Raw genomic sequence first — 21,175 nt, 5'->3', positions numbered from 1 at the left:
GTGTACGGACTAAAGTGCGCGGCCAAGGGCGGTGTCCCAGCCTTTGAGCAGTGCGGCGCGCGCGGCGGCGGGCATCCGGGGCTCGAAGCGCTTGCCGGGCACGTCTCGGGCCGCCCATTGCGCCGCATCAAGCCAGCCGGCCTGCATGGCCGCCGCCGCGGCCGCACCGAGCGCGGTCATCTCGCGGTAATCCGGACGCAGCACGGGCAGCGCGCAGACATCCGCGAGGAATTGCATCAGCCAGTCATTGGCAACCATGCCGCCATCGACACGCAGCTCCGCGATCGGGGCGCCGTCACCCGCGAAGGCGGCGAGCAGGTCGTGCGTCTGGTAGGCGACGGATTCAAGGCCGGCGCGCACAAGGTGCGCTGCTGTTGTGGCGCGGGTGAGGCCAGCGATCAGGCCGCGCGCCTCGGCATTCCAGTGCGGCGCGCCAAGACCGGTGAAGGCAGGCACCATGTAGACGCCGCCATTGTCGTGAAGGCTCTGCGCGGCCTTGGCGCTTTCATCCGCACTCTGAATGAGTTTGAGATCGTCGCGCAGCCATTTGATGACCGTGCCGGCATTGAAGATGGAACCTTCCAGCGCCATTGCGGCGGCGCCCGGAAGCGCATAACCCATTGTGCCGAGCAGGCGGTTCTGCGAGGCGGGCCGCACGTCGCCGGTATTGGCCACGAGGAAGGCGCCGGTGCCGAAGGTGACCTTGGCCTGGCCAGGTTTCAGGCAACCTTGGCCGACCAGCGCCGATTGCTGGTCTCCGAGTACGGAACAGATCGGGATGGCGCGGCCGAACAGCGCCGGATCGGCGGCGCCGAAATCGGCAGCACTGGCTTTCACGTCCGGCAACATCGACGGAGGAACGCCGAGAACCTCGCCCATCCTTGCGCTCCAGCCGCCATCAGCGCCGAGGCCGAGCCGGTAGAGCAAGGTGCGCGAGGCATTGGTGACGTCGGTGGCATGCACCGCGCCGCCGGTGAGGCGCCACAGGAGGAAGGTGTCGACCGTGCCAAAGGCGAGCTCCCCCGCTCCGGCCCGCGCGCGGGCACCCGGCACATTGTCCAGCACCCAGCCGATCTTCGTGCCCGAAAAATATGGATCGAGCAGAAGGCCCGTTTCGGCCTGGACCTCGCTTTCGAGGCCCTTGCCTTTCAGCACGTCGCAGACCGAAGCGGTGCGCCGGTCCTGCCAGATGATGGCGGGCGCAATCGTCTTGCCGGTCTTGCGGTCCCAGACGAGCGTGGTCTCGCGCTGGTTGGTGATGCCGATGGCGGCGATACTGTCAGCGCCGCCCGCCTTGGCGATGACCGAGCGGCAGACCGACAGCGTGCGCGACCAGATCTCCTCGCCATTTTGTTCCACCCAGCCATCGGCGGGGTATTGCAGCGCAACTTCTTCCTGCGCGAGGGCGACCTCGCCGAAATGCCGGTCATAGACGATGGCGCGTGTGGAGGTGGTGCCTTCGTCGATGACAAGGAGGAAGTCTGCATTGGTCGCCATGGAATCAGCCCTTCAGTTGCGCCGGAACCCCTGCCACAAAGCGGGCGGTTCTCAAGGCATGAAGGAACATCCGGCCCAGCACCGGCGCGCGCTCGACGCTTGCGTCGCACGCTATGGTGTCACCTTTGATCGTTAAAGGCTTTGCCTGACTGGCCATGGCGTCCTCCCGTTTTCACGGGAGGCTAGCACGGCTCAGGCAAAGCTCAACGCACCTCCCGCCGGTTGCCCCGTCGCCAAACCACCAGAGCGTCGCAGCGGTGGCTGCGAAGGCGGTGGTCTCGACGATGCCCGCCCGCGCGTCTGCCGACGCGCCGAGATAGACGAGCCGGGTCATCAGCCACAACAGCAGGGTTAGCAGGGGGGGCGTCAGCGCCCGCACCGCATTTACCCACTTGTAGCTGTCGCCGATTGAGGCCTCCGCCGCCATCGAGGCCGAGAGCCCTTGCCAGGCTCCCGACTTTTGCGCGAGGCGTTCCTGCCCCGCGAGTTCATATGCCCGCGCTTTCATCTGAAGGTCCAGGACCGCGGCTTGATGCATCCAGCGCGCCCGCTCCTGCGCGTTGTCCTGCCGGCGTTCCACCAATCCCGGTGAAGCCGCACGCGATGGCCGCCTCAAGGACAGCGTGTCGGTCGTGCCCGGACAGGGAGATGTCGACCGCGATCCGCCGGTGACGCGACTTAGCCGCGCCGCCCACCAGCACATTGCGCACACCGCAGCGATGACCGGAATTGTTCCGGATGGCCCGGCCCACCTTCTCGCGCAGCGCTTCCAGCGCGTCGAGAAAGACCGGTTCTTGCCAGTACTCACCCCTGCACCCGTGCCAACGGCATTTGCATGCCAGCTCCACGGGCCGGAAATTCGGCCAGGCCCAACCGGCCATCGAAAGATGCCTGTACGACGCAATCAGCATGGACGTGAGTATGCCTCCGCCAGATGTCCTGCCGGATTGCGAAGGCGCGCGAAAGTGAAGCGCGGGCGTGCGGCGCTGGCAGCAGCGCACTTTATCGGCGGGGTTATTTCAGGCGCGCCGGGCCCGTGAATTTTTCAGATGGCGTGCCGGAGCGCGCCCTTATCGTTGCACAAGGCGGAACTTGTGCAACGATTTTGGAGCAGCATGTTCGCAGCTTCTGTGATCCGGCTTTCGCCGGTTTGACAGATTCAGCCACGCGCAAAGAACGGATCAGCTCGTAACCGTCTGCTTGCGGACGAAGGCCTGACCCTTGGCAAGGGCGGCGCGGGCGTCGTCGAATTCGCGCACGAGCTGGTCGACATAGTCTTTCACCGGCCCGCGCGACTTGACCGCGCCGATGCCCTGCCCGCAGCCCCAGATATCCTTCCAGGCTTTCGCTTCGGTATTGCCGCCGGAGCCGAAATTCATTTTCGACGGATCGCTTTCCGGAAGGTTGTCGGGGTCGAGCCCGGCGGCAATGACGGACGGCTTCAGATAGTTGCCATGCACACCGGTGAAGAGGTTCGAATAGATGATGTCTTCGGCGCCGTATTTCACGATGGCGTCCTTGTAGCCTTCCATCGCATTGGCTTCGTCGCAGGCGATGAAAGCGGAGCCGATATAGCCGAAGTCTGCGCCCATCGCGAGGGCAGCGGCGACGGCGCCGCCCGTTGCGATAGAGCCGGAGAGTGCCAGCGGGCCGTCGAAGAATTCGCGGATTTCCTGGATGAGGGCGAGCGGCGAGAGCGTGCCGGCATGGCCGCCGGCACCGGCCGCCACGGCGATCAGGCCGTCAGCGCCTTTTTCCAGCGCCTTCTTCGCAAACCATGTGTCGATGACATCGTGCATGACGATGCCGCCATAGGAATGGATGGCATCGTTCACGTCTGTGCGGGCGCCGAGCGAAGTGATCACCAGCGGCACCTTGTATTTGACGCAGGCTTCCATGTCGTGATCGAGGCGGTTGTTGGTCTTGTGGACGATCTGGTTGACCGCGAAGGGCGCCGCCGGACGGTTCGGGTTCTTCACGTTGTATTCGCCGAGTTCGTTGGTGATCCGGTCGAGCCATTCATGCAGCACAGGGCCGGGGCGTGCGTTCAGGGCCGGGAAGCTGCCGACCACGCCGGCCTTGCACTGGGCGATCACAAGATCAGGGCCCGAGATGATGAAGAGCGGCGACGCGATCACCGGGATGCGCAGGTTCTGCAGGACGGGCGGCACGGACATGATCAGACCTCTGGTAAAGTGAACAGTGTTTACATCGGGCTGGAATGTAGCGTCCCAGCCCTCTCGGGCAAGTCGTAACGCAGGGGAAGCGGCTCAGCCGATGCGGGCGCTGCCGCCTCCGTCCACAGGCAGGATGGCGCCGGTGACGAACCTTGCCTCGTCGCTGGCGAGGAAGAGCGCGGCATAGGCCGTGTCCCAGCCGGACCCCATGAAGCCCATCGGGACGCGGGCGGCGCGTTCGGCGCGCAGCTCATCCTCAGGGATGCCCCGCTTGCGGGCGATGCCGCCGATGGCCATGGGGGTGTCCATAAGGCCGGGCGTGATGGCGTTGCAGCGCACACCGCGCGAGGCGCCGGACATGGCCACGCTGAGCGTCATGCGGTTCATGCCCGCCTTCGAGACCTCATAGGCCATCTGGAACCCGCCCGCGAAGGCGGCGAGCGAGGAGATGTTGACGATGGCGCCGTGCCCGCGCGCGAGCATGCCGGGCATCACCGCCTTGGTGAGCAGCCACGCTCCCTTGAGGTTGATGCGCAGCGTGCGGTCGAACGCCTCTTCGGTGAGCTTATGGGGCGGACCGTCGCCCGCGTCACCGATGCCGACATTGTTGACGAGGATGTCCGGCGGGCCGAAGGCCGCTTCGCAAGCGGCGGCGATGGATGGCGCGCCGCCTGAGGAGGCTACGTCGGCCACGCACAATGCCGCCTGCCCGCCCTGGGCGTTGACGGCATCGATCGTCAGCTGGCCGCGTTCTTCGTCGCGGTCGACGCACAGCACGCGGGCACCAGCGCGCGCGAAGAGCAGCGCGATAGCCTTACCATTCCCGATCGTGTCACCTGGTGCCTGTCCGGCGCCGCTGACGATGGCGACCTTGTCTGCGAGGCGCCCTGCAACCGGCGCCGTGCTCATTTCGCCAGATCCGGATCGAGTGTCAGGTCGTCGTCGAGCTGGATGCCGAAGGAGTTCAGCATCATCGAGACCTGCGTGTACTGACCAACGGTCATGACGAGATCCATCCGCTGTTTCTCGGTGAGCGGCGCAAGCTCGGCCCAGGTGCGGTCGGTGATGAAGCCGTCGCTGGTGAGTTCATCCGTGGCGCGGATCATGGCGCTGTCGATGGGCGACCAGTCGGGCGAGAGCGGGCCTTCCTTGATGGCCTGGATCTCGACATCCGTGAGGCCGCACTGCTTGCCGATGCGCACGTGCTGGGCCCATTCGTAACCGGACTTCCAGTTGTAGCCGGTGCGCAGGATGACGATCTCACGCTCGCGCGGGGCAAGGCTGTTCTTGTCCGACAGGATGTAACCGCCCCAGCGCATGAAGGCGCGATAAGCGTCCGGCGCGCGGGCGAGCGTGCGGAAGATGTTGTAGACATTGCCGCGCCCGAACTGGGCGGCGAGCGCCTCGCGGTGATCGGCGTTCATGTCGGCATCGGCGAGCGGCGCGATGCGCGGGCTTTTCAGTCTCATGGTGAGGTTTCCTCCGGCGTTTCTTGTCGCCGGAGACTAAAGGACGCGGCACGCGGCGCGGCAAGCCCTGATGGATCAGGTTCCCGGCGGCCCAAAGATGGCGGGGCTGGCGCGGTCCTGCGTGGCGGCGCGCGTGCGGGCCGGATCGTCCGCAGCGTTGTCGATGGCGGTCTCGGTCGCATTGTCGGCCACGCCGGTGACCGGCAGGCCGTTCTCATGCTGGAACGCGATGACGGCGCGCTTGGTGCCCTGGCCGAAGATGCCGTCGACACCGTTGGTGTTGTAGCCAAGCGTGTTGAGATCCGTCTGGAGCGCCCGGACCCGGTCGCCCCGGCTGCCGACCGAGAGGGGTTTCAGCGAAGGCGCGGGCGCGGAGGGATCAGGCGCAACGTTCTGCGGGGCTTGGGTGATCGACAGCGCCGTCTCAGTCCAGAGGATGCGCAGGTCTTCGTGATTGGCCGCGACGGGATCGTTCGGATTGCCGCGATTGACGCCGCGCGAAACTTTCGCCGCATCGTTCTGGTCGGCATAGGCGTTGAGCCCGTTGGCTTTCCAGAAGGCGGCAGCGACTTCGACCGACTTGGTGAGATCGCGCTTCAGTATGTCGGGATCGTTGACGAGCTCGATGCCGGAGACTTCAGCATAGCGCGTGTAATTGGCGCGGCCGGTCAACTGAATGAAGCCGCGACCTCTGTATTTCCACCCGTCACCCGGCTCTGTATTGCCGAGATCGGCCCGGCCGCCATAAACGGTGTTGGCGATCAGCTCCTTTTTGCGCGCATGTTGCTTGGCGAGATCGGGATTACGCCGATAGATCCGGAAGGTTTTCTTCAAACCCTCTTCCGAATAGTTGAAACCTTCTTCGGTGTACTTGAACCAACCGGTCTCCACGAGCCCCTGACCGAAGAAGTGTCCAAGGCGCAGCGGCGTGTCGATCTCGTAGTCTTCGAGCTTCGACCAGGAATCGAGGATCGCCTTGATGTAGCGGCCCTGGGTGGTGAGCTGGAGGATATCCCAGCCCTTCCGGCCCGGCAGGAGCCGCGCGATCTTGTCGAGATCGATATCCCCGACGCCCTTGATGGTCGCTATTCTAGCCATGAGCCGTCCCTCCCGGTCCGGCGACTATAACGTGATTTGCGACGAAATCGTGACTCGCAGGCGCTAGTCAGCGGCGTTTGGCGTCGAGCAGGCTGCCGGCGACGAGGCCGACCACGGCCGCGACGAGCAATGAGCGGGGCGAGCCATCAGCGCCGAGATCCGTCAACGCTTTCAGCGTTGCATCCTGCGCGGTGGCGGCGAGTTGCTTCGCCCGGGCCTCTTCGGCCTTCGACCGCCAGGAGCCGATGAGCAAGGCCGCGCCAGCGGCGACCACAAGACTGCCCGCGAGAACCGCGAGGGCGATCCAGAGGCTCATATGCTCGGCCAGATAGACCGCGAATGCCGCCACGCCGACGAAATAGGCCGTCAGCAGCCACACGCCGGCGATCACAATATGAGCAATGCTCTTCGTGCCGCGCGAGACGGCGCCGCCAACGGCATTGCCCGACAGGGACATCAGAAGGGAAACGAGCGGTGACACGTGAGGCCGGGTCCGCCTAGCGCCGCATCACAAGGGAGATGACGAATCCGAGACCGAAGGCCAGCAGCAGCGACTGGAACGGATGTTCGCGCGTGTTGGTTTCGATGACCTGTTCGGCAGTGCCGGCCTGTTTGCGGATTTCCTTCAGGGCGTCGCGCAGGTCCGACATCAGGTCTTCGGCGGTTTCGCCGATCTTGCCCTTTGCCTCGGCCACTTCTTCCTCGGCCTTGTGGCCCAGCGCTTTCATGATGTCGTCCATGTCAGCGCGCAGCGCCTCGAGCTTCGCTTCGAGGTCTTTGGTCGATGCGGAGCGGGCGCGTTTGGACGTGTTTTCGGACTCGGACATAGCGGTCACCTGTGGGTCGGCGCGTCATTCCGGCCAGACGGCCTCAGACAGCGCATATGTGCCTTATCTTAACCAAGAAGACTGAAGCTCAAGTGTAAAGCATGGATCAAATTGCACCGACCACCCGATTCACGCAGCCGGAGAACAGCCGGCGCTCGGGGCTCACCCCTTCTGCAGCCGGCCGCGCATGAGTTCCAGCCAGAGCTGCTGGCGGTGCATCATCGAGATCAGGTCGGCCGGGTCGCCCTGCTCGATCAGCCGGTCCAGCCAGAGACCAAGCACACTCGCCTGCGAGTCGATCCAGTCTCCCAGAGGGCCCGCCGCGGCAGTAACCGGGGAGGAAACGGCGTGCACGGGCGGGACGGGTGCGTAAGGACACGACCTGTAATCGGCCGGCAGGTGGGCTGCGTCGCCGCGCCCTGGCAGGGCGGCCTGGGCGGGGTCAGCATCGACTTTACGGGCTTGGCGCATGGCTTGGTCTCCAGCTTTGCGAATTATTCTCATTCGCACTTTTGGAGATCTAGGTCAATGGCGCAGAAGTCGTGTCGAAGTGTCCCGAAGGAAATGGTTCACAAGTCCCGGCGGTATGCCGTAAACCCCATGCTCATGGCAGACGACATCCTCCCCTTCAGCTCCGCATTTCCCGAAGCCACCGAAGCCGATTGGCTGCGCGAGGTGGAAAAAGCCCTCAAGGGCAAGAGCGCCGAAACGCTGACCCGCAAGACCGCCGACGGGCTGGACATCAAGCCGTTATATCGCGAGAGCGACTTCCCGGCCGCTGCCGATCCGCTCGGCGTGCCCGGTCAGGCGCCTTTCCTGCGCGGCAAGACTGCGGCGCCCGACAAGTGGCTGCCCTGGGACATTCGCCAGCGCGTTGCGCATCCTTCCCCGGCCGAGGCAAATGCCGAAATCCTGCGCGACCTCGAGCGCGGGGTTTCTTCGGTCGAGATCCGCATCGACGGCTCGGGACAGGACGGCGTGCAGCTGTGCTCCCTGGCCGACTTCAGAACGGCGCTTGAGGGCGTGGACGCGTCAATTGCGGCCGTGGCCCTCGATTCGGCGAGCGGCATGGGCACACGCACCGCGGCATTGCTGGGCCAATGGGCCGAAGGCCAGGCGGACACGTCGAAGCTGAAGCTCGACTTCAATCTCGATCCACTCGGCGCACTGGCGAAGACGGGCAGGATCGAAGGCGGGCTGGATGCGGCCTTCGGCAAGACCGGCGCGCTGGCGGCGGCGCTCGCGGCGAAGTTTCCGGCGGCGAACCTCTTCCGCATCGACGGTACGATCACGCACGAGGCCGGAGGCTCGGAAGCGCAGGAGCTGGGCGGGCTGATCGCGGCGGCGATCGACACGATGCGGCGCCTCAACGGAACGGTCGATTTGGCGCAGGCGGCGGACCGGACGATCTTTGCGATCGCGCTGGACGCAAACTACGGCGTGGGCATTGCCAAGCTGCGCGCGGCGCGGCGCCTTTGGGCGCGCTGCCTGGAGGCGCTTGGCCTGAAGCCTGCACCCATGAAACTGCAGGGCGTCACCTCGGCGCGGATGCTCACGAAATATGATCCGTGGACGAACATGCTGCGCGGCACTTCCGCAGCGTTCGCCGGCGCGGTCGGCGGCGCGGACATCCTGACCGTACGGGCGTTCAACGAGGCGCTCGGACTGCCGGAAGAACTCGGCCGCCGGATTGCCCGCAACACGCAGGTGATCGCAATGGAAGAGAGTCAGCTCGGCCGGGTGGCGGATGCGACCGGTGGCGCGTGGTTCACGGAAACGCTGGCAGATGACCTGGCCAAAGCAGCCTGGGCGGAGTTCCAGAAGATCGAGAGCGAAGGCGGATTTGGCGCCTCGTTGATGAGCGGCGCCTTCCAGGCGCGCGTCAGCGCTGTGCGCGAGGCACGGGCGAGAGATGTCAGCCGCCGGAAGATTCCGGTGACGGGCGTCAGCGAGTATCCTTTGCTCGACGAGATCGGCGCGCCGGTGGCGGATTTGGACACGCCCAAACCGCGCAAGGTGTCTGACGAGGCGCTGCAGCAGTATGTGAAATCCGCGCCGGCCGCGGGCGCCGATGCGGTGGCCGAAGCGTTGGCACCGATCCGGATTACAGCTCCGTTCGAAGCGCTACGCGATGCAGCGGCGAAAGCTGCGAAGCCGCCAGCCGTGTTCCTCGCGACGCTGGGTAGCCTCGCCGAGTTCACGGCGCGGGCAGACTTTGCGCGCAACTTCTTTGCCGCAGGCGGCATCGTCTCGAAAGAGCCGCCCGTACCGCCTAAGACGGCGGCGGAGCTGGCGGCGGCATTCAAGGCGTCGGGGGGCAAGCTTGCCGTGCTGTGCAGCACAGACAAGAACTACGAGGCCGAAGCCTTGGCTGCGGCCTCCGCATTGAAAGCGGCCGGCGCGCAGCGCGTGTGGCTCGCCGGCAAGTTCGAAGGCGAAGGTATTGACGCGAACATCTTTGCGGGCGCCGATGTGGCGCACCTGCTCAAACTTGCCCATGCCGAACTCGGAGTGGCCCAATGACCAAGTTTCCTGACTTCACCAAGCTCGATCTGTCGGCACCCGCCTTTAAGGCCGGCAAGCCGATACTCGGCGAAGCCTGGGAGACGCCGGAAGGCATCGCGGTGAAAACCGCCTACACCGCCGCAGACCGCGCGGGGCTGGACTTTGTGGATGACTATCCGGGCCTCGCGCCCTTCGGACGCGGCCCCTACCCCACCATGTACACGAACCAGCCCTGGACGGTTCGTCAGTATGCGGGCTTTTCCACGGCCGAGGATTCCAACGCGTTCTACCGTCGCAACCTGGCGGCCGGTCAAAAGGGACTTTCGGTCGCGTTCGACCTTGCCACGCACCGGGGCTACGATTCCGACCACGTGCGCGTCTCCGGCGACGTCGGCATGGCGGGCGTGGCCATTGATTCCATCTACGACATGCGCACGCTGTTTTCCGGCATTCCACTCGACCAGATGTCCGTGTCGATGACGATGAACGGCGCGGTGCTGCCGATCCTCGCGCTCTATATCGTCGCGGCCGAGGAACAGGGCGTGCCGCCGGAAAAACTTGCCGGAACCATTCAGAACGACATTCTGAAAGAGTTCATGGTGCGCAACACCTATATCTATCCTCCGAAACCCAGCATGCGGATCATTTCGGACATATTCGCCTACACGTCGCAGAAGATGCCGAAGTTCAACTCGATCTCGATTTCCGGCTATCACATGCAGGAAGCCGGCGCGACGGCGGACCTGGAGCTGGCTTACACGTTGGCCGACGGCATCGAATACATCCGCGCTGGCGTTGCTGCGGGACTTGATGTCGATGCGTTTGCGCCGCGCCTCTCCTTCTTCTGGGCGATCGGCATGAACACGTTTATGGAAGTCGCCAAGATGCGCGCCGCTCGTCTGATCTGGGCGAAGCTGGTGCAGGAGAACTTCGCGCCGAAATCCTCGAAATCGCTCAGCCTGCGGACACATTCGCAGACCTCTGGCTGGAGCCTCACGGCGCAGGACGTCTACAACAACGTCATCCGCACATGCTTCGAAGCCATTGCGGCGGCCGGCGGGCAGACGCAATCGCTGCACACGAACAGCTTTGACGAAGCCCTCGCCCTGCCGACGGACTTCTCGGCCCGCATCGCGCGCAACACGCAGATCCTGCTGCAACAGGAGGCGGGCGCCTGCCAGTCGATCGACCTGTTCGGCGGCAGCTATTATGTCGAGCGCCTGACTCATGACCTTGCCGAAAAGGCGCTGACGCACATTGCCGAAGTCGAGGCGATGGGCGGCATGGCGAAGGCCATCGAACAGGGCCTGCCAAAGCTGCGCATCGAGGAAGCCGCCGCGAATACGCAGGCGCGCATTGACAGCGGCACGCAGACCGTGGTGGGTGTCAACAAGTTCCTGCTCGACGAGGAAGAAGACGTCCCTGTGCTGAAGGTCGACAATGCTGCCGTCCGCCGCATGCAGCTCGACAAGTTGGCGCGTCTGAAAGCGGAGCGCAATGGCGCCGAGGTGAACGCGAAGCTCGACGCGATTGCGGACGCGGCCGCGAGTGGCAAGGGCAACCTGCTGGCGCTCGCGGTGGATGCGGCGCGCGCGAAGGCGACCGTGGGCGAGATTTCCGAAGCCGTGGAGCGAAGCCAGGGCCGCCACAGCGCGGTGATCCGCTCAATCAAGGGCGTATATGGCGGCGGCGTGAAGGGCAATGACAAGGCCGAGCAAGCCAAGGCGCTCGCCGCGAAGTTTGAGAAGGCGCATGGCCGCCGGCCGAAAATCTACATCGCCAAGATGGGCCAGGACGGTCACGACCGCGGCCAGAAGGTTGTTGCCTCCGCACTGATGGATCTCGGTTGGGATGTCGAGATCGGCCCGCTATTCCAGACGCCCGAAGAGGCCGCGGCCGACGCGCGCAATTCCGGCGTGGATATTGTCGGCGCCTCATCGCTTGCCGCCGGCCACCTGACGCTAGTGCCGGAATTGAAACGGGCCCTCGGCAACGAAGGCGCCGCGACCGCGCATATCATCGTCGGCGGCGTGATCCCGCCGCAGGATTTCGACGCCTTGCGCACAGCGGGCGCCGCCGCCATCTTCCCTCCGGGCACGGTGATTGCCGACAGCGCGATCCGCATGCTGGAACTACTGGACGGCAAGACAGACCCGGCTCTGACTGCGGCTGAATAGGAAATCCACCCATGATCCTCACGACCACCTCCTCCATCGAAGGCAAGCGCATCACGGCGTACAAGGGCATCGTCTGCGGCGAAGTCATCATCGGGGCGCATCTCGGCAAGGATATTCTGGCGGGCTTCACGAACCTCGTGGGCGGCCGGTCGGAATCCTATGAAAGCACGATCCGCGAAACGCGGGATGATGCGCTCGCTGAGATGAAGGACGAGGCGCAGAAGCTGGGCGCCAATGCCGTGGTGGCGATCAAGTTCGATTATGGCGTGATCGGCCAGAGCGGGTCGATGATGATGGTGGCCGTGTCCGGCACGGCTGTCGTGGCCGAGTGAGCGCTTTCGGAAAGACCGCCCCCAGCGTCGAGGATATGCTCGCCTGCGCGGACGAGACCTTCGCCCAACTGCCGGACTTCATGCGCCAGGCCGCCGGCGACGTGCGCATCGTGGTCATGGAATTCGCCGAGGATGAGCTGCTCGACTCGCTGGAGATCGACGACCCGCTTGAGCTGACTGGGCTGTATACAGGCGTGCCGCTGACCATCGAAAGCGTGACCCAGCCCGCGCTGGACCGGCCTTTGATCTACCTCTTCCGCCTACCGATCCTGTTCGAATGGGCCCAACGCGGCGATGTCAGCATCGAGGAACTGGTGCGCCACGTGTTCATCCATGAGCTCGGCCACCATTTCGGCTGGTCGGACGCGGAAATGGATGCGAAGCTGGACGAAGCAGAAGAAGACTAGTTTCAGGGGGAACGCGGATGTTCGGTGAGTATGCAGACCATGACGGACTGGCGCTTGCCGGGCTCGTGAAAGACGGCCAGGTAAAAGCGTCGGAACTTCTGGAGGCGGCGGTGAGCCGGGCCGAAGCGGCGCAGGCGCGGATCAACTGTTTCGCGGCGCTGTTTCCGGATCTGGCGCGCGAACAGATCGCGGCCGGCACGCTCGATGGCCCCTATGCCGGTGTCCCATTCGCGACCAAGGATCTTGCCGTAGGCGTCAAGGGCGCGCCGCTGACCGGTGGGAGCGTCGCCTACAAGGGGACCATCGCAACCGAAGACGCGACGCTGACGAAACGGTTCAGGGCGGCGGGGCTCGTGTTCTTCGGATCGACCACCACGCCGGAATACGGCCTGACCCTGACGACTGAATCCACCCTCTACGGCCAGACGCGCAATCCGTGGGACCGCACCCGCATTGCGGGCGGCTCGTCCGGCGGCGCTGCGGCGGCGGTTGCAGCGGGCGTCTTGCCCGTGGCTCATGCCAGCGATGGAGGCGGATCGATCCGTATCCCGGCGGCGTGCTGCGGCGTGTTCGGCCTGAAGCCCTCGCGCGGGCGCACGCCGATGGGGCCGTCACGCACGGAAGGCTGGAATGGTCTGTCTACGGTACATGTGGTGAGCCGCACGGTGCGCGATTCTGCGGCGCTGCTGGACCTGACGCATGGGCCGGAAACCGGCAGCCGCTATATCGCAACGCCGCCAGCGCGGCCTTACCTGTCCGAACTGGAACGCGAGCCGAAGCGGCTGCGCATCGCGCTTTGGCGCACGGCGCCGAATGGCACAAAGCCGGACGCAGACGCGACGGCGGGGCTGGAGGCGACGGCGAAGCTGCTCGAAAGCCTGGGGCATGTTGTCGTCGAAGCCGGCCCGATGCTGAACGGCGAGCTGCTCGGCAAATCCGCGCTGTTCACGATCTCAGCCAACATTGCCGCGCAGCTGGATGAATATGGCGAGGCGCGCGGGCGGCCGGTCGGCGAAGACGAGATCGAGCCGATCACGGCGGGCATGGTGCGCCTTGGCCGCACGGTGCCGATGGCGGAACTGGCAAAGGCCAACAACGCCTTCATTACCGCCGCGATCCACTATGAGCACTTCCTAGATGCGGGCGGATTTGACATGACGCTGTCGCCGACGATCCACCGGGCGCCTGACCTTCTGGGCACGATGGCACTGACAGCAGACCCGCAGAAGATGGGCGAGGCGGTGGCTGGATTCGCGCCGCATTGCGCCGTGTTCAACCAGATGGGTGCTCCGGCGATGTCTGTGCCGCTGCACTGGACCGCACCGACCGCGACCGCGCCCGGCGGCCTGCCGATCGGCATGATGTTCGGCGCGCGCTATGGCCTGGAGGGCCTGCTGCTGAATCTTGCCGCACAACTGGAACGCGCCGCCCCCTGGGCGCACCGCAAACCGCCGGAGTGGGTGGGATGAGCGAGCCGGCCCGCCGATGGTGTGCAGGCGGCTGCCATTGCGGCGCCGTGCGGTTCGAGGCCGAGCTGCCCCACGCCTTTGAGGTGGAAGACTGCAACTGCTCGATCTGCGCGATGAGCGGAAACATCCACGTGATCGTGCCGTCGAGCCGCTTCCGGATTCTTCAGGGGGCGGACAATCTGACCGAATACACGTTCAATACACGCCGGGCGCGCCACCTTTTCTGCAAGACCTGCGGCATCAAGAGTTTCTACATTCCGCGCTCGAACCCGGACGGCTTTGCCGTGACGTGGCGCTGCCTCGATGACTGGCAGAGCCTTGATGTCAGCGTCGCGCTGTTCGACGGGCAGAACTGGGAAGCGAATGCCGGGCGCCTCGCTCACAAGTCCAGGGACTAGCGCTCGCGGTCTTCCGTCTCGCGTTCGCGCTCTTCGCGGCGTTCGCGGAACTTCTCCAGCCTCTCGTGATGGCCGCCGCGCCGTTCCAGATTGCCTGCCATGAGACGGGCGACGAGGCCGCGCTGCTCGGGGGTGAGATCGCCCATGCCATCCAGCATGTTCCGGGCAACAATATCCCGGGAGACCTCATCGGCCTTGCGCAGCTCTTCCAGCGCCACACGGGCCGCCTCTTCATCATACATTTCGGCGCTGAGCACTTCGACGAGGCGGCGCTCGGCAGCGTGGCGCGCCTCAAGCGACTCGCGGCCCGCTTCGAAACTGGCGCGCATCAATTGGCGTACGGCGTCGCGGTCTTCCCGGCTGAGTTCAAACCCGGGACGTTCGCCGCGCGCCGGGGGATCCGCAGGGCGCGCCTTGTACAGCACGCCTGCGATCAGCCCCAGAAGGACAAGATTGGTCAGTACGGAGAGCGTCAGAAGGAAGGGAAAACGGCGCACTTGCGGTTCGCTCATGGCGCAATCTCCTCGGTCAGGGCGGCCGGATCATAGCCAAGCGCCTGCTCCAGCAAGGCCTGCACGTCATCCGTATCGCTGGCCGCGCTGGCCGTCGGCGCGATCATCAGCCCCATGAACAAGCCGGCCGCGAGCGCGGCAAAGCCGCTGGCCGGCGCCCAGGGCGCAAATTTCGGCAGGCGCCATGCGGCGCCGGCGGACGCAGGTTTCGGCGCCGACGCAATCAGCGCTTCGGTCAGCGCGGCAGACGGGAGAATGTCCGGCAGCTGGGCGAAGGCGGCATCAAGCGCGCGGGCATCCGCGAGGGCGGCAGCGAAACGTTGCGGGTAAGCCGCCAGCAAGGCTTTCGCCCCGGCGCGCTCTGATTCCGGATAGGCGTCCGGATCAGCTCCCCAGATCTCGATCAGTTCAAACAGACGGTCTTCGGTCATGCGCTGGTTCTCCCTTCCAGCAATTGTGCGCGCAAGGTGCGCCGCGCGCGGGCGAGCAGGCTTTCGAGGGCTTCGACGCTGACCTCGAGGATTTCAGCGGCTTCCGCCTGTGAGTGTCCCTGAAGGGCGCACAGCGTCAAGGCAGCGCTCTGGCGTTCGGGCAAGGCGCCAATGGCGCGCTCGATCGCGCCGACGCGTTCGGACTGGTCGAGCACCTCATGCGGCGCAAGCGCCATGTCTGCCATGTCCGGCAGTTCGCCCGGCAGCGACTCCTTGCGCTTGCGAAGCCGGTCGTAACAGAGGTTCAGCGCGACCCGGTGCAGCCAGGTCGAGAATTTGGCGCGCGGCTCCCATCCGGGTAGCGCCTTCCAGGCGCGGAGGAAGGTTTCCTGCGTCACGTCTTCAGCCTCCGAACGGTCCGAGAGCATCCGGGTGGCCAGGGCGAGCACGCCCGGGCTGTAGCGATGGACAAGGGATTGCACCGCAGCCGGGTCTCCCGCTGCGGCGCGTGTGATCTGGTCAAGGTCAGACGTGAAGGCCACCCGGTAGAGACTAGCTGATTCCGGACCGGAAACCCGACAGACAATCGCAGGGGGGAAACAATCGCCACGTCATCGCTCCGGTCCGGTTCAGGTGTCCTTACTCGCCGGCCGGTTTGTCCCGCCATTTGCCGTGGCTCTCCTTCATCTTGGCGCGGGCCGCGGCGTGCTCTTCCGGCGAAATGCTGCCGTCCCCGTTGGCGTCCGCCTTGCTGAAGCGGTCCATCTGGGGCATTGCGAATTCGACCGGGCTGAGCTGGCCGTCGCCATTGGTGTCGATGGCTGCGAAGCGTTCGGCGCCCTTGGCCTGCATTTCAGCCATACGGGAGGCCATCTTTTCCGGATCGCGTTCACGACGCGGCCGGTCGTCATTCATCTCGTCACGTTTTTCGCGCATTTCATCGCGCCGGGCCATGTTGAACGCCCGCATCTCGTCCTGGGTGAGGAAGCCATCGGTGTCGAGGTCCATCTCGGCAAAGCGGGCGGTTGCCGCGGCTTCGGCTTCGGCGCGGGTCACGGTGCCGTCGCCGTTGGTGTCGATTTTCGCCATACCGTCTCCATGGCCCCGATGACCGTGGGCCTGGGCGGCCATTGGGATCGCCAGCGCGATCGTCAGCGCCGAAGCGGCTGCAAGTACGAGTTTCTTCATGGGTGATCTCCGTTGTTTGATCCCAGCGACCATGAAACGGGCGGCTCAGGCTAATCCGTCGCCGGCAAGTGCAGTTTTTCGCAGGCCAGGGCATGGACGCGGGCTTTCACTCCGGCCAGACGCTCTTCCAGCCCTTCGAACTCTTCCTCGCCAGCCGCCCGGCAGAGCCGGTTTTTCAGGCCTTCCGGGATGTTCGCGTCACCGGGCAAGTTGCCGAGCGCCAGGCGCTGCAATTGCTGCATCGAGGACAGCAGGTTGATCGCGGCGCGCAGGAAGAACCAATCCTCGCTTTCAGGCTCGTCGGCGTCCGCCAGTCCTGACAGCGCACGGCCCGTATTCGGGCGCACAAGGTCCGGCCGGGCCCGCAGCAGCATTTCCTGCTGGGCCATGAACTCGATGTCGATCAGCCCGCCCTCACCGGTCTTGAGGTCCCACAGCCCTGCCCCCGGCTTTTCGCGGTAGAGTGTCTGGCGCATCTCGGAAATGTCGGCGGGGATCTGCTTCCGGCGGGGGCTGCGCGCGCGGGCGCAGATCGCGTCGGCCGCAATCTGGTGCACCGTTTCGCCAAGGCCCGCGTCGCCCGCCACGAAGCGCAGCCGGGTCAGCGCCATATGCTCCCAGGTCCAGGCCTCTTCGTTCTGGTAGTGCCGGAAGGCTTCAAGGCTGACCGCAACCGGCCCGGCACGTCCGGAGGGGCGCAGACGCATGTCGACCTCATAGAGCTCGCCCTCTGCCGTCGGCGCCGTGAGGCCCGTGATGAGACGCTGGGTGAAGCGCGTGAACCAGGTCTGCGCGCCATCCGCATCCGCATCGTAAATGACGATCAGATCGAGATCCGATCCGGCCGTCATTTCCTCGCCGCCGAGTTTTCCCATACCGAACACGGCCCACTGGCCCGGCACATCGCCATAGCGCCGGATGGTTTCCCGTTCGCCGACCCCGGCCATGAAAGTGATCGTGTCGTCGGCGAGCTTCGTCCAGACACTGGCGGCTTCAGCCGAGGCGATGAGGCCGTGCAGCAGACGGTGGCCCGTAAGGAAGCTCTGGTCCCGGTGATACCGGCGCCAGTCATCGAGCGCCGCGTCAAAGGATGTCGTGGATGCAAGAGCGGGCGGCTTCGGAATGGCGTTGGAAACCAGCGATTCCAGAAGATCCGGCCGCCGCGCAAGGATGCGCGCGAGGCGCGGTGCCAGCGCCAGCGTGGCCACCAGATCCGAGAGCAGGTCCGGCTTGGCAAGCAGCATGGACAGCGTCTGCACCCCCGATGACAAGCCCTCGAAGAAGCGCGAGAACCAGCGGAAAGCCTCGTCCGGCTCACCTGTTGCGCCCATGGCTTCCAGCATCACTGGCAGGATGGACGTTAGCAGTTCGCGGCCGCGCGCGGTGCGGGTAGCCGGCACATTGCCCCGATGCCACCGGCGGATCGTATCGATCGCGGAAGACGGATCGGAGAAACCGAGACCGGACAGCGTTTTGACCGTACCAGGATCATCATCGACACCGGTGAACACGAGGTTGCCCAGCGTATGGTCTTCCGAGGCTCGGCTTTCCTGCACAAATAGGCCATCGTAGGCTGCTTGGACCAGCCGGCGCGTTTCCAGAAGATCTCGGTCGAACTCAGCGAGCGCGCCATAACCGCAGAGGCAGGCGAGGCTTTCGCGCTCGGCAGGGTCGGCGGGCACGGTATGGGTCTGCTCATCCTGGCGCATCTGGATCCGGTGCTCTACATTGCGCAGCGCCTTGTAGGCGGCTTCCAGCGTTTGAGACGTCTTTTGCGCCACGACACCCGCATCGACCAATGCCGCTAGCGCGCCGAGGGTTGTATTGTTGCGCAAGGCCGGATCGCGCCCACCGAGGATCAGCTGCTGGGTCTGCACGAAGAATTCGATCTCGCGGATTCCGCCGGGTGAAAGTTTCACATCCGGCGAAACCGACCCGAACTCGTCTGCGCCGACCTTGGTGTTGATCATCCGCTTGATCGCCTGAATGTCGCCGATGGCCCAGTAGTCGAGATGCCGGCGCCAGACATAGGGCTCCATCCGTGAAAGGAACTTCGCCGCCGCCGCCATGTCTCCGGCGGCCGGGCGGCCCTTGATCCAGACCATGCGCTCCCAGTTCTGGCCGACACTCTCGTAGTAGAGCTCCGCCATCTCAGTCGAGACGGCCAGCGGGGTGGAGCCGGGATCGGGGCGTAGGCGCAGATCCGTCCGGAAGACATAACCGCCCGCCGTCGTCTCATCCATGATCCGCACCAGATCGCGCGCGACGCGCTGCGCCGCATCACCGGGATCGCGCTCGCCGCCGTCGAACCGGTCGCGGTCGTAGAACACGGCGATGTCGATGTCGCTGGAATAGTTGAGTTCGAACGCCCCCATCTTGCCGAGCGCGATGGCAAAGATGCCGTCGCCCTTCAGGCCGCGTGCGGTGAGCGCCGCACGCAGGGCGGCTTCGAGCGACGCATTGGCGAAGTCGGTGAGGCAGCGGGTGACGTCCATCACCTCCCGCCGGCCAGACAGGTCGTCGGCCGCCAGCGACAGGTGCACGGCGAGCTTCTCCGCCCGCAACGCCGCCATGGCTACGTCCAGCGGCGTGTCCGGCGACAGGGTCTGCGCTGCCTTCAGCGCCGCCGGAAAGTCGGTTGCAACGCCGCGCCCGCGCAGCCGCCGAAGGTAGGGCGCATGGGCCTCGGCGGCCTCCAGGGCGGTGGAAGGATCGGCGGCGATGGGGCGGATATTCAGCATCCCAGACGCTTAGCCGACACATCGCCCTTGGACAAATCCCAAGCGTGTCAAGGCGCTCGCCCGCGCGCTTGGCAGCAGCGTTGACACAAGCCCATTTCGGCGTTTTCGTTCAGTTCCGGTGCGGGGGCAGTCAGGGGGGTCAGGTCTTGCTGCGTATACTCAGGCTGATTGCCGTTCTGACGGCTGTTCCACTCATCGGGCTCGGTGTGGCCCTGGCCCGGTTCTGGGGAGACGCGCCGGTGGACCTTGCAGGCCTCGGCCCGGCCAGCGGCGAACTGGCCGCCTGTGCCACCTCCCTCATCAATGCACCCGATACCCAGGCTTGCGGCGAGGCCACGCCGTTCGGCTGGCTGGCGATCGCCTCGGCCGGCGTGTTGCTCCTGTCCTTCGGGGTCGTGCCGCTGACGCGTCTCGTCTCGATGCTGCTCGGCACGCATCGCAGCATCCTGTCGCTGGGCTTCTGGCCCTACGCCGTAGCGATCACCAGCGTGGTCGGGATCGTGTCACTGGTGCACGTCTGCGTCTTCGGCGGCGCGGCGTACCTGACCCTGCTCTACTGGTTCGGCGTCGAAAGCGAACTCCTGCTGATCGGCACCGGCGCCGTATTGATCGGTGCCGCCTACGCCATCCTGCGCGGGCTCGCAGTCTTCTTCACACGGCCGAAAACCTATATCGCGGCGCGGCCCGTGACCTTCTACGAGTTTCCGCGTCTCGGTCTGCTCGTGCGCGACATCGCCAAGAAACTGAACTCCAAGATGCCGGACAATGTGGTGATCGGCCTGCAGCCGACCTTCTTCGCCACGTCCTCGCCGGTCTATACGCCCTATGGCAAGGCGCCCATGGTCGGGCGCACGCTGCACTTGTCCCTGCCGCTGATGTGCCATTTCACCGAAGGCGAACTCAAAGCCGTCATCGGCCACGAACTCGGTCACTTCTCCGGCGGCGACACGAATTATTCGCTGCGCTTTGCGCCGGTCTATATGGGCCTGTCGAAAGCCAGCGAAGTCTTCTCCGCCAAGGACAGACCGCTCACCCGCTTCCTGTCGATGCCGGCGAAACTACTGATCGATGACCTGATCTATGCATTCTCCGTTGTCGAACGCCGGATCGGCCGGGCGCGCGAGCACCGCGCCGACCAGAGCGGCGCCAAGGTCTCATCGCCGGAGGACATTGCCTACTCGCTGCTGAAATCGTCCCTACTCGGATCGATCTGGAACGAGCAGATGCAGAGCCTCGTCGAGCGCGGTCTGAAAGGCCGCTTTTCCCGCAACGTGGTACGCAACTTCTCCGAAAGCGTGCGGCTGGATGTCGACCGCGCCCGGATCGCGCCGCTCCTGCAATATGCGCTCGGTGACAGCGTCCCCCATCCGGTCGACACGCACCCGCCGACGGAAGACCGGATCGAAGCCTTTGGCCTCAGCCTTGGCGAGATCTGCTCCGAGGATGTGTTGCTCCACCGGTTCTTCGTCGCGCCGAAGGTGACAGACGGCCTCGACAACATGATCGCCCTCGAAGAAGACCTGACCGCGCTGCAATACCATCTGTATGCCGAACTCTGGCCGAAGGAGGACGACGGCGAGCGCTCGATCGACGAGATCTTCCTTGTGCTGCTGATCGACTTCCTCGCGCTGATGGTGACCATCGATGGCAATGTGGACGACCGCGAAATCCACGCCGCCGAAACCCAGGCCGCTCAGCTGTTCGGAAACTTCGACCGCGAATCCTTCCGCGAAAGGTGCCGCGCGCCGGAGCAGATTCCTTCGCTCGACAAGATGACGTCTTTCGCAAACAAGCTGCTCACCGAGACCGGTATCGAGAACCTCAAGACTGCGCTGCGTGCCATTGCCTCAGCCGATGGCGTGACCCAGCCAGAAGAGGCCCGCTTGCTCGATCTACTCGATGCCACGCTGCAATCGGAGCCGCCCGCCGCCGAATAAGAACGTTTCA

The 21,175-nt window shown here is 65.1% G+C and carries 23 protein-coding genes; 7 read left to right on the top strand and 16 right to left on the bottom strand.

Translation table 11 applies throughout. The features are described from left to right. Positions 1-9 precede the first annotated feature (9 nt). The 11 genes from glpK to GC148_RS03915 all read right to left on the bottom strand — a co-directional run bounded on the left by glpK (position 10) and on the right by GC148_RS03915 (position 7,539). Positions 10-1,497, bottom strand: coding sequence for a glycerol kinase GlpK (gene glpK, locus GC148_RS03965; protein ID WP_291068881.1), 1,488 nt, complete (start codon positions 1,495-1,497; stop codon positions 10-12). Positions 1,498-1,501: 4 nt separating this feature from the next. Then, a complete protein-coding gene (locus GC148_RS03960; protein WP_291068880.1) occupies positions 1,502-1,654 on the bottom strand; it encodes a hypothetical protein in 153 nt (50 codons plus the stop codon). Positions 1,655-1,669: 15 nt separating this feature from the next. Next, positions 1,670-2,005, bottom strand: a complete 336-nt coding sequence (locus GC148_RS03955) for a hypothetical protein (RefSeq protein WP_291068878.1) — start codon at positions 2,003-2,005, stop codon at positions 1,670-1,672. Continuing rightward, positions 1,986-2,408: a D-Ala-D-Ala carboxypeptidase family metallohydrolase gene (locus GC148_RS03950; protein ID WP_291068876.1), complete on the bottom strand. Its 423-nt coding sequence runs from the start codon at positions 2,406-2,408 to the stop codon at positions 1,986-1,988. Before GC148_RS03950 ends, GC148_RS03955 begins: the two co-directional genes overlap by 20 nt. Positions 2,409-2,678: 270 nt before the next feature. Continuing rightward, a complete protein-coding gene (locus tag GC148_RS03945; protein WP_291068875.1) occupies positions 2,679-3,674 on the bottom strand; it encodes a nitronate monooxygenase family protein in 996 nt (331 codons plus the stop codon). A 93-nt stretch (positions 3,675-3,767) separates the two neighbouring features. Next, entirely contained in the window at positions 3,768-4,583 is an 816-nt protein-coding gene (locus GC148_RS03940) for an SDR family NAD(P)-dependent oxidoreductase (protein WP_291068873.1), read from the bottom strand. Further along, positions 4,580-5,143 (bottom strand): carboxymuconolactone decarboxylase family protein, encoded by a 564-nt coding sequence (locus GC148_RS03935; protein WP_291068871.1) that lies wholly within the window; start codon positions 5,141-5,143, stop codon positions 4,580-4,582. Before GC148_RS03935 ends, GC148_RS03940 begins: the two co-directional genes overlap by 4 nt. A 75-nt stretch (positions 5,144-5,218) precedes the next feature. Further along, positions 5,219-6,241: a peptidoglycan-binding protein gene (locus tag GC148_RS03930; RefSeq protein ID WP_291068870.1), complete on the bottom strand. Its 1,023-nt coding sequence runs from the start codon at positions 6,239-6,241 to the stop codon at positions 5,219-5,221. A gap of 67 nt (positions 6,242-6,308) precedes the next feature. Then, positions 6,309-6,722 carry a hypothetical protein gene (locus tag GC148_RS03925; protein WP_291068868.1) on the bottom strand — a complete coding sequence of 138 codons (414 nt, stop codon included), beginning with the start codon at positions 6,720-6,722 and terminating at the stop codon, positions 6,309-6,311. A 16-nt stretch (positions 6,723-6,738) separates the two neighbouring features. Further along, positions 6,739-7,068, bottom strand: coding sequence for a hypothetical protein (locus GC148_RS03920; RefSeq protein WP_291068866.1), 330 nt, complete (start codon positions 7,066-7,068; stop codon positions 6,739-6,741). Between the two features lie 162 nt (positions 7,069-7,230). Then, positions 7,231-7,539, bottom strand: a complete 309-nt coding sequence (locus GC148_RS03915; RefSeq protein WP_291068864.1) for a hypothetical protein — start codon at positions 7,537-7,539, stop codon at positions 7,231-7,233. Between the two features lie 135 nt (positions 7,540-7,674). Here GC148_RS03915 and GC148_RS03910 point away from each other — a divergent pair, with 135 nt between their 5' ends. Genes GC148_RS03910 through GC148_RS03885 form a run of 6 tightly spaced genes read left to right on the top strand, consistent with a single transcriptional unit; the run spans position 7,675 to position 14,356 of the window. Next, the gene (locus GC148_RS03910; RefSeq protein ID WP_291068862.1) at positions 7,675-9,591 is read left to right on the top strand and encodes a methylmalonyl-CoA mutase family protein; all 1,917 of its coding nucleotides are present in this window, start codon (positions 7,675-7,677) and stop codon (positions 9,589-9,591) included. Continuing rightward, the gene (gene scpA, locus GC148_RS03905) at positions 9,588-11,750 is read left to right on the top strand and encodes a methylmalonyl-CoA mutase (RefSeq protein WP_291068860.1); all 2,163 of its coding nucleotides are present in this window, start codon (positions 9,588-9,590) and stop codon (positions 11,748-11,750) included. The genes GC148_RS03910 and scpA overlap by 4 nt, the downstream gene beginning before the upstream one ends. Before the next feature lie 11 nt (positions 11,751-11,761). Beyond that, entirely contained in the window at positions 11,762-12,082 is a 321-nt protein-coding gene (locus tag GC148_RS03900; protein ID WP_291068858.1) for a YbjQ family protein, read from the top strand. After that, the gene (locus GC148_RS03895) at positions 12,079-12,489 is read left to right on the top strand and encodes a metallopeptidase family protein (protein ID WP_291068856.1); all 411 of its coding nucleotides are present in this window, start codon (positions 12,079-12,081) and stop codon (positions 12,487-12,489) included. Before GC148_RS03900 ends, GC148_RS03895 begins: the two co-directional genes overlap by 4 nt. A 17-nt stretch (positions 12,490-12,506) precedes the next feature. Next, positions 12,507-13,958: an amidase gene (locus GC148_RS03890; RefSeq protein ID WP_291068854.1), complete on the top strand. Its 1,452-nt coding sequence runs from the start codon at positions 12,507-12,509 to the stop codon at positions 13,956-13,958. Then, complete coding sequence (locus tag GC148_RS03885) at positions 13,955-14,356, top strand: GFA family protein (protein WP_291068853.1); 402 nt, start codon at positions 13,955-13,957, stop codon at positions 14,354-14,356. Before GC148_RS03890 ends, GC148_RS03885 begins: the two co-directional genes overlap by 4 nt. Here GC148_RS03885 and GC148_RS03880 read toward each other — a convergent pair. The 5 genes from GC148_RS03880 to GC148_RS03860 form a co-directional block, all read right to left on the bottom strand. Further along, a complete protein-coding gene (locus GC148_RS03880) occupies positions 14,353-14,868 on the bottom strand; it encodes a periplasmic heavy metal sensor (RefSeq protein WP_291068851.1) in 516 nt (171 codons plus the stop codon). The genes GC148_RS03885 and GC148_RS03880 overlap by 4 nt on opposite strands. Beyond that, the gene (locus GC148_RS03875; protein WP_291068850.1) at positions 14,865-15,299 is read right to left on the bottom strand and encodes a hypothetical protein; all 435 of its coding nucleotides are present in this window, start codon (positions 15,297-15,299) and stop codon (positions 14,865-14,867) included. The genes GC148_RS03880 and GC148_RS03875 overlap by 4 nt, the downstream gene beginning before the upstream one ends. Further along, positions 15,296-15,841, bottom strand: a complete 546-nt coding sequence (locus GC148_RS03870; protein ID WP_291068848.1) for an RNA polymerase sigma factor — start codon at positions 15,839-15,841, stop codon at positions 15,296-15,298. Before GC148_RS03870 ends, GC148_RS03875 begins: the two co-directional genes overlap by 4 nt. A 97-nt stretch (positions 15,842-15,938) precedes the next feature. Beyond that, entirely contained in the window at positions 15,939-16,487 is a 549-nt protein-coding gene (locus GC148_RS03865; RefSeq protein WP_291068847.1) for a hypothetical protein, read from the bottom strand. 50 nt (positions 16,488-16,537) lie between these two features. Then, positions 16,538-19,228: a bifunctional [glutamine synthetase] adenylyltransferase/[glutamine synthetase]-adenylyl-L-tyrosine phosphorylase gene (locus GC148_RS03860; RefSeq protein ID WP_291068845.1), complete on the bottom strand. Its 2,691-nt coding sequence runs from the start codon at positions 19,226-19,228 to the stop codon at positions 16,538-16,540. A gap of 146 nt (positions 19,229-19,374) precedes the next feature. Here GC148_RS03860 and GC148_RS03855 point away from each other — a divergent pair, with 146 nt between their 5' ends. Further along, positions 19,375-21,165 carry a M48 family metalloprotease gene (locus tag GC148_RS03855; protein ID WP_291068843.1) on the top strand — a complete coding sequence of 597 codons (1,791 nt, stop codon included), beginning with the start codon at positions 19,375-19,377 and terminating at the stop codon, positions 21,163-21,165. The last annotated feature ends 10 nt before the right edge of the window (positions 21,166-21,175 follow it).

Origin of the sequence: Hyphomonas sp. (genome assembly GCF_016125515.1) — a bacterium.
Taxonomy (GTDB): Bacteria; Pseudomonadota; Alphaproteobacteria; order Caulobacterales; family Hyphomonadaceae; genus Hyphomonas.
Note: the sequence above shows the minus strand (reverse complement) of the source record. Positions and strands in the feature narration are given on the sequence as shown.

Excerpts from the sequence above, each read along its gene's own strand:
- glpK (WP_291068881.1), bottom strand. The coding sequence starts at position 1,497 with ATGGCGACCAATGCAGACTTCCTCCTTGTCATCGACGAAGGCACCACC.
- GC148_RS03960 (WP_291068880.1), bottom strand. The coding sequence starts at position 1,654 with ATGGCCAGTCAGGCAAAGCCTTTAACGATCAAAGGTGACACCATAGCG.
- GC148_RS03955 (WP_291068878.1), bottom strand. The coding sequence starts at position 2,005 with ATGAAAGCGCGGGCATATGAACTCGCGGGGCAGGAACGCCTCGCGCAA.
- GC148_RS03950 (WP_291068876.1), bottom strand. The coding sequence starts at position 2,408 with ATGCTGATTGCGTCGTACAGGCATCTTTCGATGGCCGGTTGGGCCTGG.
- GC148_RS03945 (WP_291068875.1), bottom strand. The coding sequence starts at position 3,674 with ATGTCCGTGCCGCCCGTCCTGCAGAACCTGCGCATCCCGGTGATCGCG.
- GC148_RS03940 (WP_291068873.1), bottom strand. The coding sequence starts at position 4,583 with ATGAGCACGGCGCCGGTTGCAGGGCGCCTCGCAGACAAGGTCGCCATC.
- GC148_RS03935 (WP_291068871.1), bottom strand. The coding sequence starts at position 5,143 with ATGAGACTGAAAAGCCCGCGCATCGCGCCGCTCGCCGATGCCGACATG.
- GC148_RS03930 (WP_291068870.1), bottom strand. The coding sequence starts at position 6,241 with ATGGCTAGAATAGCGACCATCAAGGGCGTCGGGGATATCGATCTCGAC.
- GC148_RS03920 (WP_291068866.1), bottom strand. The coding sequence starts at position 7,068 with ATGTCCGAGTCCGAAAACACGTCCAAACGCGCCCGCTCCGCATCGACC.
- GC148_RS03915 (WP_291068864.1), bottom strand. The coding sequence starts at position 7,539 with ATGCGCCAAGCCCGTAAAGTCGATGCTGACCCCGCCCAGGCCGCCCTG.
- GC148_RS03910 (WP_291068862.1), top strand. The coding sequence starts at position 7,675 with ATGGCAGACGACATCCTCCCCTTCAGCTCCGCATTTCCCGAAGCCACC.
- scpA (WP_291068860.1), top strand. The coding sequence starts at position 9,588 with ATGACCAAGTTTCCTGACTTCACCAAGCTCGATCTGTCGGCACCCGCC.
- GC148_RS03900 (WP_291068858.1), top strand. The coding sequence starts at position 11,762 with ATGATCCTCACGACCACCTCCTCCATCGAAGGCAAGCGCATCACGGCG.
- GC148_RS03890 (WP_291068854.1), top strand. The coding sequence starts at position 12,507 with ATGTTCGGTGAGTATGCAGACCATGACGGACTGGCGCTTGCCGGGCTC.
- GC148_RS03885 (WP_291068853.1), top strand. The coding sequence starts at position 13,955 with ATGAGCGAGCCGGCCCGCCGATGGTGTGCAGGCGGCTGCCATTGCGGC.
- GC148_RS03880 (WP_291068851.1), bottom strand. The coding sequence starts at position 14,868 with ATGAGCGAACCGCAAGTGCGCCGTTTTCCCTTCCTTCTGACGCTCTCC.
- GC148_RS03875 (WP_291068850.1), bottom strand. The coding sequence starts at position 15,299 with ATGACCGAAGACCGTCTGTTTGAACTGATCGAGATCTGGGGAGCTGAT.
- GC148_RS03865 (WP_291068847.1), bottom strand. The coding sequence starts at position 16,487 with ATGAAGAAACTCGTACTTGCAGCCGCTTCGGCGCTGACGATCGCGCTG.
- GC148_RS03860 (WP_291068845.1), bottom strand. The coding sequence starts at position 19,228 with ATGCTGAATATCCGCCCCATCGCCGCCGATCCTTCCACCGCCCTGGAG.